Here is a 17,187-nt window from a genome sequence, read left to right on the forward strand (position 1 = left end):
CACAAGGTGCGTATAGTAAACGCATGGCGCAAGAAGGACATGACCACAGCTATGACAGGCGACGGCGTAAATGATGCTCCTTCAATCAAGAGCGCTGATATCGGCGTAGGTATGGGTATCACAGGTACAGACGTAACAAAGAACGTTGCTGATATGGTGCTCACAGATGACAACTTTGCAACTATCGTAGGCGCTGTCGAAGAGGGCAGACGTATCTATGACAATATCCGCAAGGCTATACAGTTTCTGCTTTCAAGCAACCTCAGCGAGGTGCTCTGCATACTTGCGGCTACATTCTTCATCGGTGAGGGCAGAAGCATATTCAGTCCTGTACACCTGTTATGGATAAACCTCATCTCTGACTGCTTCCCAGCAATAGCTCTTGGCATGGAGCCTGCAGAACAGGGTATAATGTCACGCAAGCCAAGAAGCAGCAATTCACACATATTCTCTGACGGTCTCGGTATAAACCTGCTGTGGCAGGGCACAGCGATCGCAGTTCTCACACTTGTTTCCTACTTCATCGGAGCACAGACCTCTCCCGAGGCCGGCACAACGATGGCGTTCATTACACTCTGCGTATGTGAAATGCTCCACGCATGGAACATGAGAAGCTTAAAGGGCTCAATATTCACAATGAAGAGCAGAAATATAGTTCTTATTGGAGCTATTGCGCTTTCAGCACTCCTGACGATACCGGTACTTTTCATACCATCGCTCAGGACAATGTTCTCACTTGAAGCTCTCACTGGTTCAAATTATCTTTGGGCATTCCTGGTAGGCGCTTGTATCGTACCTATCGTTGAGATAGTAAAGTGCTTCCAGCGGGCGGCTGATAAGAAGTAAGTAGAGAATAGAAAGTAATATGGGCGCCCTTTGGACGCCCATGCTTTATACTTACAAATAATAAGGAGCTGCGTAAGGTATATGAATATGATAAAAATGGTTGGAAAAATGGTATAAATCCAATTGTGACGGTGACTGGGAGCACTCATATAAAAACGTCTCTATCCGCACTGTAGACAACCCAGGATGGTCTGTTGAAATAAATTTGATTGAAACATCATTAGAAGACAAGAAATTTGAAAAAATTCAGATTGATAACGGCGATGAAGACTGGATTATGTGTTGGGTCGAAGATGGCAGATTTAAAGGGGCTGGCGATACAGATAAGTTATCCACCATTCTCGAGATTTTTAAAAAATGGTCTGAGAGCTAACTTTTTGCATATTCACTATGTCCGAATAAGCGGACACACTAATTACGAATTAACAAAGAGGTGTTACCATGAGACTAAGACCATACATACCAAGACACGACTTCGACGCAATAAAGAACTGGGTTACAGACGAACGCACTCATGCAATGTGGAGTGCAAAACACGCTCCGTTTCCGCTTGAAAAAAATGCCTTTGACGAATTCCTGGCAGCTATGTACACAAAACACGGAGACTGCCCATTTGTGGCAACTACTGACGATGGAAGTACGGTAGGATTTTTATGCTGCGGCATAAACACCGAAAGCAACGAGGCTATGCTGGCTTTTGTTCTGATTGACCCTGCACAGCGTGGCAGGGGCTACGGAAAAGAAATGATACAGCTTGCAGCAAAATACTGCTTCGAGATACTCAAAGCGGACACAGTTCAGCTAAACGTTTTTACCGCAAACGAAAGAGCGCATAAGTGCTATGAGAGCGCCGGCTTTACCGAAAGGCGCACAGAAGAAAACGCATTTGCCTTCGGCGAAGAAATATGGGGCAGGTGCAATATGGTGCTAAAAAAATAAGACATTAACGCAAAGCCATGGTCAGTTCAAATGACTATGGCTTTTATTATACTCTAATAACTATTTCTCTTACTTAGTTCCGTCAACGAGATAGATAAACTTAACGCTGCCGTCCATATCATCAGAAATTCCCGAGAAGCTGTTGTATTCCAGTGAAGCCTCTCTAAGCGCTCTGAGATTGTCAACGAGCTGCGGCAGCTTTTCATCGACTGCCCCTGTAATAACGGAGATACCCTCGTTGTTGAATTTTATCATACCGTCGCTGAGCTCCTTTGCGCCGCTTTCAAGTCTGCTCACGCCGTCTGAAAGAGCTGTACCGCCCGTCTTTAACTGTCCGATACCGCTGTAGAGCTCGCCTGTACCACCGTAAATCTTAGACGCACCGCCGCTCAGGAGCACTATCGAATCATATAGTGTCTTTGCGCCGCCGCTGAGCTGAGTGCTGCCGCCGTAAAGCTGTGCAAGACCACCGTCAAGCTCTTTCGCTCCGCTCGTGAGCTGTCCGAGACCGCCATTAAGCGTAAGCGAGCCCTGCGAGAGCTGCGCAAGACCGTTATCGAGGGCTGCCGCACCGTCAGACAGCTTATATATACCGCCTGTGAGATCAAGCGCTCCTGCAGAAAGCTTTCCGAGACCTGTATTCAGAGAAGTGCTACCGCCTCCGAGCTGTTCTATGCCCTTTATGAGAGAATCAAAACCGCCTGTGAGCTTGCTGCTGCCGCCCGAAAACTCTCCTATACCGCTGTCGAGAGCCGCCGCACCTGTACTCAGGTCTGCCGCGCCCTTTGAGAGCTGCTCCGTTGAGCCGTAAAGCTGTCCTGCGCCTGCCGCTAAAGCCTTTCCGCCCTCATCGAGCCTTGCAAGTCCCTGCTGCAATGAAGCCGAGCCACTCTGTGCGGCTTCAAGACCGCTGCCAAGCTGTCCGAGACCGCCAACCAGCTGTGAAGCTCCGGTTTTTAGGGAATCCGCTCCCGTACTGAGCTGTCCGCCCTCGTTCATTGAAGCTGATATCTGCTTCTGACCCTCTATGGTCTGCTGCAATGTGCCTATAGCCACAGCAAGCTCCTGTGAGGGAGACTGCTGATATACTGCCTGCAAAGCCGCAAGAGCCTGCTCGTTTGCAGCTATGGTAGTATCCAGCGAAGCACCTGCAAGTGCGATACCGTCGCTTAGCTTTGAAGCTCCCTCAGTAAGTGAAGCCGCACCTGCTGTCAGACTGTCAGCGCCGGTCTTTGCGCTCGTTATACCCTCTGCAAGAGCGTCAGCACCGCTCTTTGCACTACCTATGCCTGCGGACACCTGTCCCACAGATTCGCTTAGCTTTGAAGCTCCCTCGCTGAGAGCAGCCGCTCCCGTGGAGATCTGTGCGGAGCCGTCCTTTACCTGCTTACTGCCATCCGCAAGAGCTCCCACGCCGCATGTAAGAGTATCAGCTCCGGTTTTGAGAGCAGCCGCCCCCTCGTTTACCTGTGCAAAGCCTGCTTCAAGAGCATCAGAACCCTTCTTTGCATCGTCTATACCGCCGCTGAGAGCCTCCGCACCTGCGCTTAGCTTTCCTAAGCCCTCAACAAGAGCCTCAGAGCCGCTCTTTGCGCCGCCTAAACCATCCGATAACTGTGCAGCTCCTCCGCTTACCTGTCCGAGACCGTCCGCAAGCTTTGCAGAGCCTTCCTTTGCACTGCAAAGCCCCTCCTCGAATTTTCCTGTGGAGTCTGAGAGCGTCTTCGCACCGTCAGACAGCTTCTTTGCTCCGTCATCAAGCTCTGCCGCACCGTTTTTCAGCTCCAGAGAGCCTGAGAGCAGCCTGTCTATACCTGCCGTCAGATTGCCTGTGCCGCCGCCCAGCTGCTTTATTCCGTCATAAAGCGAAGCCGTACCGTTCTCGAGCTTTTCGGCTCCATCGCTTAGCTCCTTCACCTTGGCTCTCAGTTCATTAAGATCCACAGCGCCGTCTACATCGAGCTTTGAGAATATCTCGTTGGATACGACCGTAACTGAGGTATTCATCTCAAAGTTTCTGACGTCAGCAGATATCTCGAAGCTGTCCGGTATATCAACATCTATGCCATCAAAACCGCTGAGATCTATACTGTCTCTAAGTCCGGGAAAAGCCATACCCACAGCAATGAGCTTTTCGCCGTCGGAAAGTATCTTTCCGTTGGTGACCTCAACATTGAGGAAGCTGTCCGTACTGAGTACAGCCGCACTTGCTGCCATGAAGGGCACATAAAGCTCCTTTTCTTTTCCGTTTACAAGCTTGCTGACCTTCTGCTTATTCTTATAGGTCCAGCGTATCACAAGATGACCGCTTTTGCCCTTTATACTAGCTGGCTCAACCTTTTTTCCGTCAAGGAAGTAATCCATAGTCACATCCACGGGCAGCGCCTTGTCGGAATAGCCCTTATAGTAAATATCGTCGCCGTCAGCTTCCCAGTTAAGATGAGCTCCGCTTATGCTGAGGGCTTCGTCGCCCTTTACATTTATTATATCGCTGAGGTCGGATACATCGGACAGGCTCGCAAGAGCAGGAGAGTTCTTGAGCCAGTCGCTGACCACCACATTTTTTACTGACGAATCGTTATTGCAGAGAACATATACCGTTTCGTCCTTGGAGGCGCGTTCGCCGTTATCCTTCCTGTCAGCGTAAGCTGTCTTCTTTTCGCTTTCCGGTGCCTGTTCAGCACCCTTTTCGTTTCTGCTGTTTGCATAAGCTATGGAACCTGTTGCGCCTGCTGAAACAGTTACCGCCAGCAGTGCAGCCATTACCTTGCTCAACCTTTTCATATCTTTCTCTCCTTTGTATAAAACTCTGTTTACGCCGTTCTGAATATATTACGGTGCTTTTTCTTCTCTTCCTCGGAAAGAAAACCTGCACTTGTTCTGCATATCACCTTGTCAAAGATCATGAACATCGACGGCAGCATTGTTATTACCACTGCCATTGATATAAGTGCACCTCTTGCAAGAAGCATACACAACTCCGAGATAAGTCCTATATCCGAGTACACCGCAACTCCTACCGTTGCCGCAAAGAAGCCCAGCGCCGAGGTTATAATGGACTTTATCGAAGTACTTAGCGCTATGCTGACAGCTTCTTTTTTGTCCCTGCCGCTGTGTCTTTCAGTACGGTATCTAGTAGTCATGAGTATGGCATAGTCCACAGTCGCGCCAAGCTGTATGGTGCCTATGACTATAGGAGCTATGAATGACAGCTTTGAGCCCGTGTAGAAAGCAGTGCCGAGATTTATCATTATTGCCAGCTCTATGACGGATACGAGTATCACAGGAAGGGTCAGCGACTTGAAGGTAATTGCGATTATAAGGAATATCGCCGCTATTGAAAGGAAGTTCACTATCCTGAAATCCCTGTCTGTTATTGTTATAAGGTCTTTTGTTGCCGGAGCCTCGCCTATGAGCATACTGCCACTGTCGTATTTTGCTGCTATACCGTTCAGCCTTTCCACCTGAGCGTTTACCTCGTCAGAAGCCACCTCGTACTCGGAGCCTATCAGCATAAGCTGCCATTTGTCGCTTTTCAGTACGCTTGTCAGCTCGCTGGGGACTGCCTCCTCGGGTATTGCCGAGCCCACCAGGGAGTTGAAGCCCATAGTGAACTGCACACCGTCAACGCTCTTTATCTCATTCATCATCTTGTTAGCGTCCTTGGCGCTCATGGAAGAATCGAACATGAGAATATGTGTACTGTTCATATTGTAGTCCTCGGCAAGCTTTGTATTGGCCTTAACGCTGTCGAGATAGGCAGGAAGGGTGCTGTCCAGCTTATAGTATACCCCGTAGTGGCTATTGCCGAATACGGCAGGTATCAGTATCACTATGGCAGCTGTGAGGAATACCCACGAGTGTTTTATTATGAATGACGATGTTCGCCTGAACGCCGGAAGGAAATCTCTGTGGGAGGTCCTGGCGATAGGCTTGTCAAATATGAGTATCATTGCTGGAAGAACAGTTACGCAGGCGATAACTCCGCATACAACGCCCTTTGCCATTACAAGCCCGAGATCAAGACCGAGGGTAAAGGTCATGAAGCACATTGCAAGGAAGCCGGCTATCGTTGTGAAGGAGCTTCCCACTACTGCCGTTATAGTAGCCGCAACAGCATGCGCCATTGCGTCCTGTCTGCTGTCCGGGAAGTATCTCTGCTGCTCCTTGTAGCTGTGCCACAGGAATATGGAGTAGTCCATAGTAACACCCAGCTGGAGTACCATTGCAAGCGCCTGCGTTATGAAGGATATCTCGCCGAGAAGTATATTTGAGCCGAGGTTCCATATCACCGCGAAGCCTATACTCAGCATAAAGAACAGTGGTATCAGGAATGAATCCATAGTTACTGTAAGGACGATGCTCGTAAGTATCACAGCTATTACTGCATATATAAGGGTCTCGCTCTGGGTGATGTTTTTCATGTCGAGGGTTATTGCCGACATACCGCTTATGAAGCACTGCTCCGAGGTTATTTTCCTCATTTCTCCGACCGCAGTAAGAGTGCCGTCAGCTGAGGTGGTATCGTCGAAGAATACCGCCATCATGGTATTGTCTCCGTGGTTGAAGAAGTCATATATATTACTGGGAAGAACTTCCTTGGGAATAGTGCAGCCAGTCATGGACTGATAGCAGATAACGTCGGAAACATGGTCTACAGCCTTTATTTTATCGGCAGTCGCCGCAACGTCCTTGTCGCTCATTCCCTCCACCATTACAAGAGAAAAACCGCCCTGTCCGAAATCCTCTTTGAGTATGTCCTGTCCCACCATTGTATTTATATCTTTCGGGAGATATGAGAGTATATCGTAGTTTACGCGGGTATTCACATATCCGAGAGCTGACGGGATAAGCAGCAGCACTCCGATAATAAGTACGAGTACCCGGTGTTTTACGATCAGCTCACTGAATTTAAGCATATTACCAATCCTTTCTCCGTATATTTTCAGCTGTTGCTGTTATTACATAGTATATTCCAAAAATGACCAACAGTCAATAGTTTGAGTGCCGCAAATTGACTGTTGGTCATATTTTTGTATATTTGCACAATTTATCCCTAAAAAGAGCCTGACCACTGGTCATTTTTATTATCTTGACACATTTGTTTTTTCGGACTATAATTAGAATAAATCGTAATTAATTAATCAGGAGAAAATATGAATATATACTATTTATTGATTGAAGCAAGAACTTGTTCGAACAACAATGAGTCCAAACAGTTTGGAGGTGCGTATGTAAATTGTTGGGTAAATGCTAAAAATCAGCAATCTGCAATAAACGCAGCTAAACAATATATAGATTCTGAAGGTTGGGAAACTATTAACATCGAAGAAGTCTATTTATCCAGCAGGGATTATTATGATGATGAACCTGATTTACAATCTTGTTTTGATTTAGCCTGTAAAAACGGAATAGGTGCTATTTTCAATACTTGGCCACTTGAAGAAGATGCATAATAACTGTAAATTATGATTCAAAGAAAGGTGTACGATAATGGGAAAGGTAGATACAAATAAAAAGCTGAAAGAAAATGCTCTCCTGAGGACAGCCTTTGAATTCTTCACCACAAAGGGTTTCGGCAAGACCTCTATAACCGACATAGTAAGCAAGGCAGGCGTTGCAAAGGGCACGTTCTACCTCTATTTCAAGGACAAGTACGACATACGCAACAAGCTTGTTGCCCATAAATCGAGTCTGCTTTTCAAAAATGCCATCAGCGCTCTCGGCGATAAGCTGGACAGGCTGCCCTTTGAGGAAAAGCTGATTTGCATAATTGATAATATCATCAATCAGCTCAACGAGAACAAGTCACTCCTCACATTCATTTCCAAGAACCTAAGCTGGGGCATATTCAAAAACGCTATCACATCGCCAGTATCCGAGGACGATGTGGACTTCTCCTCCGTGTACTACCAAATGCTGGCAGAAGCTCCAAACGGCTTCCGCGATCCTGAGATAATGCTCTTCATGATAATAGAGCTTGTAAGCTCCACCTGCTACTCGGCGATACTTTACAGCGAACCATGTAGCCTTGAAAAGCTCAAGCCCTATCTGTACGATTCCATAAAGCTGATAATATCCCAGCACGAGGGCAGCGGGAAATAATATATCAGACCGTAAGTGCATAAAGAACAGGAAACCTTTCATGCAAGATTTTAAAAGAACTTATGTATGCAAAGTTTTTCCCTTGAACAAAAATAAAGGCAGTCCAAGTGTGTGAGGGACTGCCTTTTTGTATGAGCTATTTTGTAATGTTTTTCAGCCATTTATACTTCACGTAATGCTTATATACCGCAGGTATTTTCACGAACTCGTCGAGAGTGAGTATAAAAGCTACCGCAAGCACCGGCAGCTTCAGTACAAAAGCCGCTATCATACCGGCAGGTACTACAACGCACCAGAGCGTCACGATATCACATATCATGCCGAACCTCGTGTCTCCGCCCGAGGGGAAAAGTCCGCCTATCACGGTGGAGTTCAGTGAGTTTCCGATGATATAATAGGCTGCCATAAGCATCATGTATTTCAGGTAATAGTTCGCCTGTTCGCTCAGGTCTATTACGTGCAGTACAAGAGGAGTTACCGCGAGTATAACCAGTCCGGAGCCAAAACCTATAACAAGGGACAGCCTGACGAACCTGCCTCCTGCCTTTTTAGCCTCCTCTATCTCGTTCCTTCCCAGCATACCGCCGAGTACTATGCCTACTCCCGTGGCTATGCCCCAGCAAAGACTTGCTATCATGCTCCTAACTATGCTCGCAATTGAGTTTGCGGCCGTAGCGTCCGAACCAAGATGTCCCATAATTACCGAATACATGGTAACTCCGCCGCCCCAGCCCAGCTGATTAAGCAGCAGGGGAAGAGTATATTTAATATAATCCTTATGGAGATCCTTATCCTTGGAATGGAGCATAAGTCCTATACGCAGAGGAATGCATTTTCCGATCCGTATAACCGCAAGAACGAACACACACTCGAAAGCTCTTGCGATAACTGTCGCAAGAGCGGCACCTGATATCCCCATTTCCGGAAAGGGTCCGAGACCGAATATAAGACAGGCATTGAGCACGATATTGATAACCACAGCAAGGCTGCCTATAAGGGAGCTGAGCCCTGCAAGGTCACAGGTCTTCATAATGCCGAAATAAGACTGTGAAAAGCCGGCAAGTATGTAGGACAGAGCAACTGTCCGGAGGTATACTCCGCCAAGGTTTATTAGCTCGGCATCTGAGGTAAATATCCGCATTATCTGCTCGGGTATCATTAAAGCCGCCAGCGTGAAAAAAGCTCCCACGAAAAGGGAATACCTCATATTCAGCGCAAGCACTGACTCTACTGTAGCCTTGTCCTTTTTTCCCCAGTACTGGGCAGCTATAACGCCGCAGCCCTGCACGAAAGCATAGATGAAGAGCCCGTACACAAAGGCTATCTGCCCAGCCAGCGAGGAAGCTGCCAGCGAATCCTTATTCATGAATCCTAGCATAAAAGCATCAGAAGCTGTTACCAGCGACGACATGAAGTACTGGAAAGCTATGGGCGTGACAACTGTGAACAGTTTTTTGTATAATCCTTTATCCTTCATATATCTCCTTTTTATGAACAGGAAACGCCGCCCGACAGGACCGCGTCCCTCTGTCAGTGTACTTTTTACAATATACAGATCACTCAAAGTCTGTCAGTACAACAATACCTAAGTATTTGTGAACCACACATTTACTCTCGCTGATTTGAGAAGTAAATACAGTACTTTTTACCTTTGTACCATTGTCAAGATCGACAATATATCTGTAGGTCGAATAACCACCATTTCTGTTTATTCTGCTTTGCTTTATTTCTTTTGAAATGTATCCATTGAAAACTTTTCCATGTTTCAAGACAACTTTTTTGAGCACTGCATATATTGCCCAATCTAAAAAGAATATTAAAATAGCTATGATACAAGGAACAAATATAATTGGTGCTGCATCACTTACCACTGATTTAAGAAGTGCCGTTGTAAGTGACTTCGTTTTAATAATACACTTTATAAAATGACATATCCAGTATATTGTAAGTATTAGAATAATAGTATTTACCATTGATAGACTAGTATCATGTAATGTTTCATATCTTTTATTATTCATAATTAGTCCTCATATTCTTACGGGACACCGTCCTTTGGAGTCCAATTCATGTGCTATCCAATTGTTTCGCAGACAAAAAAGCTGCCGCACCTCTGTGCAGCAGCAACATTACTTATTAAACCGCAGCTTTTGTGCTGTCGGGCTTGTCCTCGGCCTTGTCGGGAACGCTTACCTTTTCAATATCGGCACCCAATGCACGGAGCTTTCCCTCCATGCAGTCGTAGCCTCTTTCGATATGGTATATGTCCTCTATCTCAGTGACACCGCTTGCGGCAAGTCCTGCGATGATTAGAGCCGCTCCTGCTCTCAGGTCGCACGCCTTCACGGGAGCTCCCATGAGCTTGCCTGTGCCCTCAATAAGAGCTACCTTGCCGTTTACGGTAATATCCGCGCCCATTCTCCTGAGCTCGTCAACGTAGCGGAAGCGCTGCTCCCATATATTCTCGGTAATAATACTTGTACCCTCTGCAAGACAGAGAAGCGTAGCTATCTGTGACTGCATATCCGTAGGGAATCCAGGGTGAGGAGCGGTCTTTACATTGGTCTTTACAAGAGGACCGTCCACCCATACTCTTATGCTGTCATCGTACTGCTCTATACTAACGCCAATCTTTTCAAGCTTCTTTGTGATCGACTCAAGGTGCTTGGGTATTACGTTCTTGATAAGTACGTCGCCCTTTGTGGCCGCAACTGCCACCATAAAAGTGCCTGCCTCTATCTGATCAGGGATAACGGCGTAGTTCGTTCCATGGAGGTGCTCGACGCCTCTGATCTTGATAACGTCAGTACCTGCGCCCATAATATTTGCTCCCATAGAATTGAGGAAGTTCGCAAGGTCAACGATGTGAGGCTCCTTGGCAGCATTCTCTATAATAGTGAGACCCTCTGCCTTTACGGCTGCAAGCATGGCATTCATTGTAGCTCCGACAGTGACAACATCGAAAAATATCTGATTGCCCGAGAGCTTCTCAGCGTTAAGGTCTATCATGCCCTGACTGAGAGTATACTCAGCGCCGAGGGCTGTGAAAGCCTTCAGATGCTGGTCTATAGGACGGTCTCCGAGAGGACATCCGCCCGGCATGGATACTCTTGCCTTATTGAACTTGCCTAAAAGAGCTCCGAGGAAGTAGTAGGAAGCGCGCATTTTCCTTGCGTATTCATAAGGAACGCATATCTTGTTTATAGTCGTGGGATTGATCCTGTAAGCGTCCTTGCCAACGCTCTCTACCTGAGCTCCCATTTCCTTAAGGATATGAAGACAAATCCTGACATCGCTGATGTAAGGTACATTTTCTACAACGCAGGGCTCGTCTGAAAGTATGACTGCGGGCAGTATCGCAACAGCTGCGTTCTTGGCTCCGCTTATGGTAACTTCACCTTCAAGGCGTCTTCCGCCTTTTACAACAAACTTATCCAAATTTTTTCTCTCCTTATTTTTCGGGCAATATGTATTTTTTCCCGAATTTCTTTCTTTTGTTCCCCGGCATATATCGCCGAACACACATATTTCCGGATCTTCCGCCCGGTATTATCATTTATAATCATTGATGCTCCAACGAACATCTCCGCCATCGTAGTCCGTTACTGTTATTTTCTCTATAATAACGTCCTCTGCCGGCTTATTATTGCTTGCTGTTTCTGTTTCCTGTATCTTGAATACCACATCGAGTCCGTCAAACACCTGACCGAACACGGTATAGCCTCCGTCGAGCCACGGCGTACCGCCGTAGGTGGAATATATCTCAGTTTCATTGTCTGTGAAGTCATAGCCTTTTGACTTGTAATCATTCAGCTCATCGTCACTGAGGACCGTACCCGTTACGATGTAGAACTGACTGCCATTGCTAGCGGTAGTGCCGCTGTTAGCGTAGGCGACAGCTCCTGCAGCGTGGATAAGATGAGGATCAGTGCCGCCGTCGAAGCCCTTTTCATATATGGACTCTCCGCCTGTTCCGTCGCCGTTGGGATCTCCTCCCTGTATCATAAAGTCCTTTATGACTCTGTGGAATGTAAGTCCGTCATAATAACCACGCTCCGCAAGGGTAACGAAGTTCTCAACGCCCTGTTCCGCATATTCTGGGAAGAGCTTAATCTTTATCTCATTATCGTAGCCCTTTATCTTCATGCTTACGATCTTTTCACCCTCCTTGGGAGAGGTGAAGTTGGCTACAGTAAGATTTTCCCTGCCAGTGGAGTTCTTAATCTCCTCAGGGTCAAAATCATCATAATCCTCTATATACCAGCGGATATCGCTGCCATCGTACTCGCCGACGGTAACGGATTCCATGATAACATCCTTGTATGGCATAGCGCTCTGTGCATCCACAGAAACGTTCTGCACCTTGAATATAACATCAAGTCCGTCAATAACCTGTCCAAAGACCGTATAGCTTCCGTCGAGCCACGGAGCTCCTCCGACTTCCTTGTATATCTTCTTTGCATTGTCAGAGAAGGTATAATTTTTCTGAGCCAGCGATTCAAAGTCCTCATCGGTATATTTCGTACCGGTGACCACATAGAACTGACTTCCGTTAGTGGCGGTGCTGCCGCTGTTCGCATATGCGAGAGCACCCGCAACATGAATAAGGTGCGGATCAGTACCACCATCAAACTTTCCGCCCCAGATACTTTCACCGCCTGTGCCGATGCCGTTGGGGTCGCCGCCTTGTATCATAAAATCGTTTATTACTCTGTGGAACTTCAGACCGTTGTAGTAGCCGCTTTTAGCCAGCTCCACGAAGTTCTCCACGCCCTTATCCGCATACTCCGGGAAGAGCCTGAATTTTACGGTGCCGTAGTCCTTTATTTTCATTTCAACTATGGTATCGCCCTTCTGCGGTGCTGTAAAGTTTGCGATATCAACATTTTCCGCAGTAGCCGGCTGTGTAGTCGGAGCTGTAGTAGCGGCAGTTGTACTGCTGCCGGTATTATCCGTATAAGTTCCGCTCGCGTCCTTTCCGCATGAAGCAAGTGCCGAAGCAACTGCTGCAAGACAGACAAGACCTGAGATGATTTTTCTGAACATCTGTTTTCTCCTTGGAAATATAGTGTCTGAATATCTTTGATTTAGTGAAGCATGTCCGAGGACAGGTTCAAAATATTATACTTCAACTATATATTATACATCAAAAAACCTGATTTGTAAAGAGTTTAAGCACATTTTTATGTCATTCCGTCCGTTTTCCGCTGTCTGAAGGCTTTTCCACGTCAGAATATACACCGAGCTTTACCGACTTTATCATTACGTCCTCAACAGGTGACTTGTAACCGTCCTTTTCAACTGTCTCAAGCGAAGCAAGCTTTTCGATGACCTCCATGCCGCTGTAGGTCTGACCGATGACTGTCATCTGCTGTGAAAAATTTGGAACTCCGCCCTTTTCTATGAAGGCGTCAGCCAGTCTCTGATCCTGTGATATATCCTTGATCTCCTGTTTCAGCTCGTCGGTGAAATCGATAGTATTCACGAGGAAAAAGCGGCTGCCGTTGAGATATGTGCCTCCGCCAAATATCTTATCCTTCAGATTCTGGTCTATATCCGTATTCATGGCCATAACGGCGCCCTTGAATGGCCAGAGGTCCTGGCTGAGCTCCCTTACCACGTGCTCGTGGAAGCTGTCTTTGGCAGAGCCGTCCTTATTCGCAGCACCTGCTGCCGAGAATACGCCGCTGTCAGAGTGGAACACATAAGTATTGTCATAGCCGCCGTTTTTTGCATGATCCATGAAATTCTCCACTGCCTTCGGAGAATATTCCGGGTAGAGAACAAATCTGAACTCTCCCAGCGTTGTGTCCACAATGGCTATGGGATCGCCGTATTTCGGTCCTTCCAGCTGTACAAGATTCATTGTTTCGGGATCTATTGAGATATAGCTGCTGTTACGCTCCTTCATAACTCCGGTAAACGTGACAAAAAGAGTGGCAACGCCCATTACGAGCGTAAAAATAAGCACCGCTCTCACTACTTTATTTTTTTGTACCATAAAAATATCCTTTCGATAGCATACTTTCTATATTATACATAATGTATCCAGGTTTGTCAACATTTATCCCTCAGCCCTCAGCAGAGCCGCTTATAATGAAATTTTTTCTTGACAAAGCTCCTCATATGTGGTATCATATTAAAAGAGCATCGTCTGCTCGTATAAACGGGTGAGAAATTCCGAAATATAGATGTGTGGGCCCTGTGCAACAAGACCCCGTGAACCATGTCAGGCGGGAGACCGAGCAGCATTAAACGGTGCGTGTTGTGTGCCGCAGCAAGCCTGCACATCTATGTTCCGGAATTTTTCTTTAGACACGGAGGTGCATTAAATGTTCCGTTCTGTTCTTGCAATGCGCACAAAGCGCGTGCTGCTTTGCATAAAACGGTCGGTTATAAAGGCTGCCGCCTTTGTTCCGATCGCAATGACAGGCATAATGATATACGAAGCAATAAAACACAAGGGCGGAAGCGTCAGCAGGGTCAGCATCATAGAAATGACCGTATTCTGCTTTTTCTTCGCTTTAGTCGCTTTTTCTGCTGATATGATCGGAAAGTACAAGGGAAAACTCTATCACCTCTACGACGAGGAGCTCATAGGCAGCTCCTTCACCGGTCTGAATCGCAGCTCTGTGATCTTTGAACAGGCGCTGGATCTGTTCCACAAGAACGATTTCCGCATGGCTCTCGAAATGTTCACAGACCTTGAAAACAGCGGTGAAAAGCTGTCTCAACAGGAAACGGCCATCCTTGAATTCTACCGCGGACGTTGCTATCATATACTTGATACCTATCCAAATGCCATACTCTGCTACTGGAAGGCGAGAGAAAACGGCTTCTATATACCGGAAATGTCCATATTCGAGGCACGCTGCCACGTTGGGAGCGGAAACTACGAAAAGGCTGAGGCTCTTTACAAGGAGCTCATGACCAAGGACTACAAGTACCGAGACAGAATACGCTGCGAACTTGGAAATATGTACCTTAAAATGGATGATGGTCTCACTGCTCTCAAATGGTTCGGCGAATCCATAGAAAAGCACGAAAACTACGCAAGTGCCGTGGGTGGAGCTGCCATAGCTCAGGCTATGCTAGGAAATACCGAGAAAAGTGCGGAGCTCTACCGACTTGCAATACTCAACAATATCGATAATGCTGACGACTTCAAGCACTATTACCGCGGAATAATCGCACTTAAGAAAAACGACAAAAAAGAAGAATAGCGAAAGGAGAAAAGGCTGTGTACAAGGCTCTATACCGCAAATGGCGTCCAATGACCTTCGACGACGTAATATCTCAGGAATACACCACTGAAGCTCTTAAAAATCAGATAATAAGCGGCAAAACCGCCCATGCATACCTTTTCACAGGCTCACGCGGAACAGGTAAGACTACTTGTGCCCGTATCCTTGCAAAAGCTGTGAACTGCCGCAATATGAAGGACGGTAATCCATGCCTTGAATGTGATATCTGCCGCGATGCCGATAATGACTCACTCACTGATATCGTCGAGATAGACGCAGCCTCCAACAACGGCGTGGACAATATCCGCGATCTCCGCGACGCTGCGGTGTATACTCCCGAAAGAGGAGCATATAAGATATACATCATTGACGAGGTACATATGCTCTCACAGGGAGCCTTCAACGCTCTCCTGAAAATAATGGAAGAACCGCCTCCTTACATCAAATTCATACTCGCCACCACCGAGATACAAAAGGTGCCGGCTACCATAGTATCACGCTGTCAGCGCTACGACTTCCGCAGGATAAAGCCTGAGGATATCGCAAAGCGCATAAGCTATATTGCTCAGCAGGAGGATATCAGCCTCACTGAGGACGGCGCCGCCATGATCGCAAGACTTGCTGACGGAGGTATGCGTGACGCGGTATCGCTACTCGACCAGTGCTCGGTATGTGCCGAAACTATAGACGCTGAGGCTGTCTCAAATGCCGCAGGCATAGCCGGAAGGGACTACCTCTACGATATGCTCGAAGCGGTATCCGATTCGGATACGGCAAAGGCTCTTTCCATAACAGCCTCCCTCTACGATATGTCCAAGGATCTTTCAAGGCTCTGCGAGGAGCTTATCATGCAGCTCCGCAATATCATGCTGATAAAGGCTTCTCCCGAGACAGCGGACAAGCTGATAATATGTATGCCCGACGAGCTGGAACGCCTGAAAGCTTTAGCGGACAAATGCGATCTCCCCACAGTTATGGACAGGCTCTCAGCCCTGCAGGAGTGCAGGGAGCGCATGCAGAGAGCTATGAACAAGCGCGTGGAATTCGAGATGTCCCTCATAAAATTATGCGGAAATGTTAAGAATGCTCCTGAAAGTATTGACAATTCCGAAATATATGATAAAATAAAACAGTTGGAGAATAAGATAAATTCCGCTCCGAGAGCTGTGCAGAATGCCTCTGCGGAACCGGAACATCCCGAAATACTGGAAGCCAGCGCGGCTCCTGCGGACGAAAAGATAATTCCAACTGTAGACCTTAAGAAGCTGAAGCCTGATGATATCAAGCCTTGCGACCGCTGGGGAGAGGTCCTTGATGAGTTCAGGAATATAAACCCTGCCGTTGCCGGAAGCCTTGATGGCTCCTTTGCAGGCACAGCAGGAAACTATATCTTCATTACCGCTCAGAATCGCTTCTTCATGGAGCTCTTCAAGGTAAAGGAGAATGCAGCTTCACTGGGAATGGCTATAACCAAGGTGCTCGGACAGCGTTTCATAATAAAGGCAAAATGCGCAACTACTGTCACAGAGCAGAGGAACCTTGCAGAGGACCTTATTAAAAAAGCTCAGGAGAGCAAAATAGAAACAGCGGTGGAAAGCCAGTGACGCCTTAATGGCGTTCCGCATAAACAAACAAGTTCATAAGCAAATCCTATTTGCTTGATATAATAAGAAACCATATTTTCAAAGGAGAATTTTAAAATGAAAGCAAGAATACCAAAGAACGTAAATGGCGGCGGAGCTCAGAACATGAACCAGATGATAAAGCAGGCTCAGAAAATGCAGGATCAGATCACAGAGCTTCAGGAGGATATAGAGGCAAGAGACTTCACTGCCACAGCAGGCGGCGGAGCTGTCGAGGTCGTTATCACCGGCAAGAAGACTATCAAGTCCCTCACTCTTAAGCCCGAGGTCGTTGACCCCGAGGATATAGATATGCTCCAGGATCTCATCATCAGCGCTGTAAACGAAGCTGTAAACAACGTTGAGTCCACAACTGAGGCAGAAATGAGCAAGATCACAGGCGGAGTATCTCTCCCCGGTCTTTTCTGATAGCC

The 17,187-nt window shown here is 47.0% G+C and carries 15 protein-coding genes and 1 other RNA gene; 9 read left to right on the plus strand and 7 right to left on the minus strand.

Features of this window, described 5'->3' with window-relative positions; all coding sequences use genetic code 11:
- The 3 genes from J6U00_RS03455 to J6U00_RS03465 form a co-directional block, all read left to right on the plus strand.
- A partial coding sequence (locus J6U00_RS03455; protein WP_296578913.1) for an HAD-IC family P-type ATPase occupies window positions 1–846 on the plus strand: 846 nt, incomplete at its 5' end.
- Between the two features lie 100 nt (window positions 847–946).
- A complete protein-coding gene (locus J6U00_RS03460; protein WP_296578916.1) occupies window positions 947–1,219 on the plus strand; it encodes an immunity 53 family protein in 273 nt (90 codons plus the stop codon).
- A 68-nt stretch (window positions 1,220–1,287) separates the two neighbouring features.
- Complete coding sequence (locus J6U00_RS03465; RefSeq protein WP_296578919.1) at window positions 1,288–1,785, plus strand: GNAT family protein; 498 nt, start codon at window positions 1,288–1,290, stop codon at window positions 1,783–1,785.
- A 69-nt stretch (window positions 1,786–1,854) separates the two neighbouring features.
- Here J6U00_RS03465 and J6U00_RS03470 read toward each other — a convergent pair whose 3' ends face one another.
- The gene (locus J6U00_RS03470) at window positions 1,855–4,569 is read right to left on the minus strand and encodes a hypothetical protein (protein ID WP_296578922.1); all 2,715 of its coding nucleotides are present in this window, start codon (window positions 4,567–4,569) and stop codon (window positions 1,855–1,857) included.
- A 29-nt stretch (window positions 4,570–4,598) separates the two neighbouring features.
- Window positions 4,599–6,704 (minus strand): MMPL family transporter, encoded by a 2,106-nt coding sequence (locus J6U00_RS03475; RefSeq protein WP_296578926.1) that lies wholly within the window; start codon window positions 6,702–6,704, stop codon window positions 4,599–4,601.
- 237 nt (window positions 6,705–6,941) lie between these two features.
- On the opposite strand from J6U00_RS03475, the gene J6U00_RS03480 reads away from it, so the two are divergent.
- Both J6U00_RS03480 and J6U00_RS03485 read left to right on the plus strand, forming a co-directional pair.
- Window positions 6,942–7,241, plus strand: coding sequence for a hypothetical protein (locus tag J6U00_RS03480; protein WP_296578929.1), 300 nt, complete (start codon window positions 6,942–6,944; stop codon window positions 7,239–7,241).
- 37 nt (window positions 7,242–7,278) lie between these two features.
- Window positions 7,279–7,890: a TetR/AcrR family transcriptional regulator gene (locus J6U00_RS03485; protein WP_296578931.1), complete on the plus strand. Its 612-nt coding sequence runs from the start codon at window positions 7,279–7,281 to the stop codon at window positions 7,888–7,890.
- Between the two features lie 136 nt (window positions 7,891–8,026).
- Here J6U00_RS03485 and J6U00_RS03490 read toward each other — a convergent pair whose 3' ends face one another.
- From J6U00_RS03490 to J6U00_RS03510, 5 genes are all read right to left on the minus strand, one after another.
- Window positions 8,027–9,367 (minus strand): MATE family efflux transporter, encoded by a 1,341-nt coding sequence (locus J6U00_RS03490; protein ID WP_296578933.1) that lies wholly within the window; start codon window positions 9,365–9,367, stop codon window positions 8,027–8,029.
- A 79-nt stretch (window positions 9,368–9,446) separates the two neighbouring features.
- Window positions 9,447–9,908, minus strand: coding sequence for a hypothetical protein (locus tag J6U00_RS03495; RefSeq protein WP_296578936.1), 462 nt, complete (start codon window positions 9,906–9,908; stop codon window positions 9,447–9,449).
- 115 nt (window positions 9,909–10,023) lie between these two features.
- Complete coding sequence (locus J6U00_RS03500; RefSeq protein WP_296578940.1) at window positions 10,024–11,325, minus strand: UDP-N-acetylglucosamine 1-carboxyvinyltransferase; 1,302 nt, start codon at window positions 11,323–11,325, stop codon at window positions 10,024–10,026.
- A gap of 114 nt (window positions 11,326–11,439) precedes the next feature.
- Entirely contained in the window at window positions 11,440–12,933 is a 1,494-nt protein-coding gene (locus J6U00_RS03505; RefSeq protein ID WP_296578943.1) for a peptidylprolyl isomerase, read from the minus strand.
- 142 nt (window positions 12,934–13,075) lie between these two features.
- Window positions 13,076–13,888, minus strand: coding sequence for a peptidylprolyl isomerase (locus tag J6U00_RS03510; RefSeq protein WP_296578946.1), 813 nt, complete (start codon window positions 13,886–13,888; stop codon window positions 13,076–13,078).
- 192 nt (window positions 13,889–14,080) lie between these two features.
- Here J6U00_RS03510 and ffs point away from each other — a divergent pair.
- The 4 genes from ffs to J6U00_RS03530 all read left to right on the plus strand — a co-directional run bounded on the left by ffs (window position 14,081) and on the right by J6U00_RS03530 (window position 17,182).
- An RNA gene (ffs, locus tag J6U00_RS03515) (signal recognition particle sRNA small type) lies at window positions 14,081–14,179 on the plus strand.
- A gap of 40 nt (window positions 14,180–14,219) precedes the next feature.
- Window positions 14,220–15,110 carry a tetratricopeptide repeat protein gene (locus tag J6U00_RS03520; RefSeq protein ID WP_296578950.1) on the plus strand — a complete coding sequence of 297 codons (891 nt, stop codon included), beginning with the start codon at window positions 14,220–14,222 and terminating at the stop codon, window positions 15,108–15,110.
- 17 nt (window positions 15,111–15,127) lie between these two features.
- A complete protein-coding gene (gene dnaX / locus J6U00_RS03525; RefSeq protein ID WP_296578953.1) occupies window positions 15,128–16,735 on the plus strand; it encodes a DNA polymerase III subunit gamma/tau in 1,608 nt (535 codons plus the stop codon).
- 96 nt (window positions 16,736–16,831) lie between these two features.
- A complete protein-coding gene (locus tag J6U00_RS03530) occupies window positions 16,832–17,182 on the plus strand; it encodes a YbaB/EbfC family nucleoid-associated protein (RefSeq protein WP_296578955.1) in 351 nt (116 codons plus the stop codon).
- Window positions 17,183–17,187: the final 5 nt, after the last annotated feature.

Source organism: Ruminococcus sp. (genome assembly GCF_017650195.1).
GTDB lineage: Bacteria > Bacillota > Clostridia > Oscillospirales > Ruminococcaceae > Ruminococcus.

Bases quoted from the DNA above. Each gene is read 5' to 3' on its own strand.
- J6U00_RS03485 (WP_296578931.1), top strand. From the start codon at position 7,279: ATGGGAAAGGTAGATACAAATAAAAAGCTGAAAGAAAATGCTCTCCTG.
- J6U00_RS03495 (WP_296578936.1), bottom strand. From the start codon at position 9,908: ATGAATAATAAAAGATATGAAACATTACATGATACTAGTCTATCAATG.
- J6U00_RS03470 (WP_296578922.1), bottom strand. From the start codon at position 4,569: ATGAAAAGGTTGAGCAAGGTAATGGCTGCACTGCTGGCGGTAACTGTT.
- J6U00_RS03465 (WP_296578919.1), top strand. From the start codon at position 1,288: ATGAGACTAAGACCATACATACCAAGACACGACTTCGACGCAATAAAG.
- J6U00_RS03510 (WP_296578946.1), bottom strand. From the start codon at position 13,888: ATGGTACAAAAAAATAAAGTAGTGAGAGCGGTGCTTATTTTTACGCTC.
- J6U00_RS03475 (WP_296578926.1), bottom strand. From the start codon at position 6,704: ATGCTTAAATTCAGTGAGCTGATCGTAAAACACCGGGTACTCGTACTT.
- J6U00_RS03530 (WP_296578955.1), top strand. From the start codon at position 16,832: ATGAAAGCAAGAATACCAAAGAACGTAAATGGCGGCGGAGCTCAGAAC.
- J6U00_RS03480 (WP_296578929.1), top strand. From the start codon at position 6,942: ATGAATATATACTATTTATTGATTGAAGCAAGAACTTGTTCGAACAAC.
- J6U00_RS03520 (WP_296578950.1), top strand. From the start codon at position 14,220: ATGTTCCGTTCTGTTCTTGCAATGCGCACAAAGCGCGTGCTGCTTTGC.
- J6U00_RS03505 (WP_296578943.1), bottom strand. From the start codon at position 12,933: ATGTTCAGAAAAATCATCTCAGGTCTTGTCTGTCTTGCAGCAGTTGCT.
- J6U00_RS03490 (WP_296578933.1), bottom strand. From the start codon at position 9,367: ATGAAGGATAAAGGATTATACAAAAAACTGTTCACAGTTGTCACGCCC.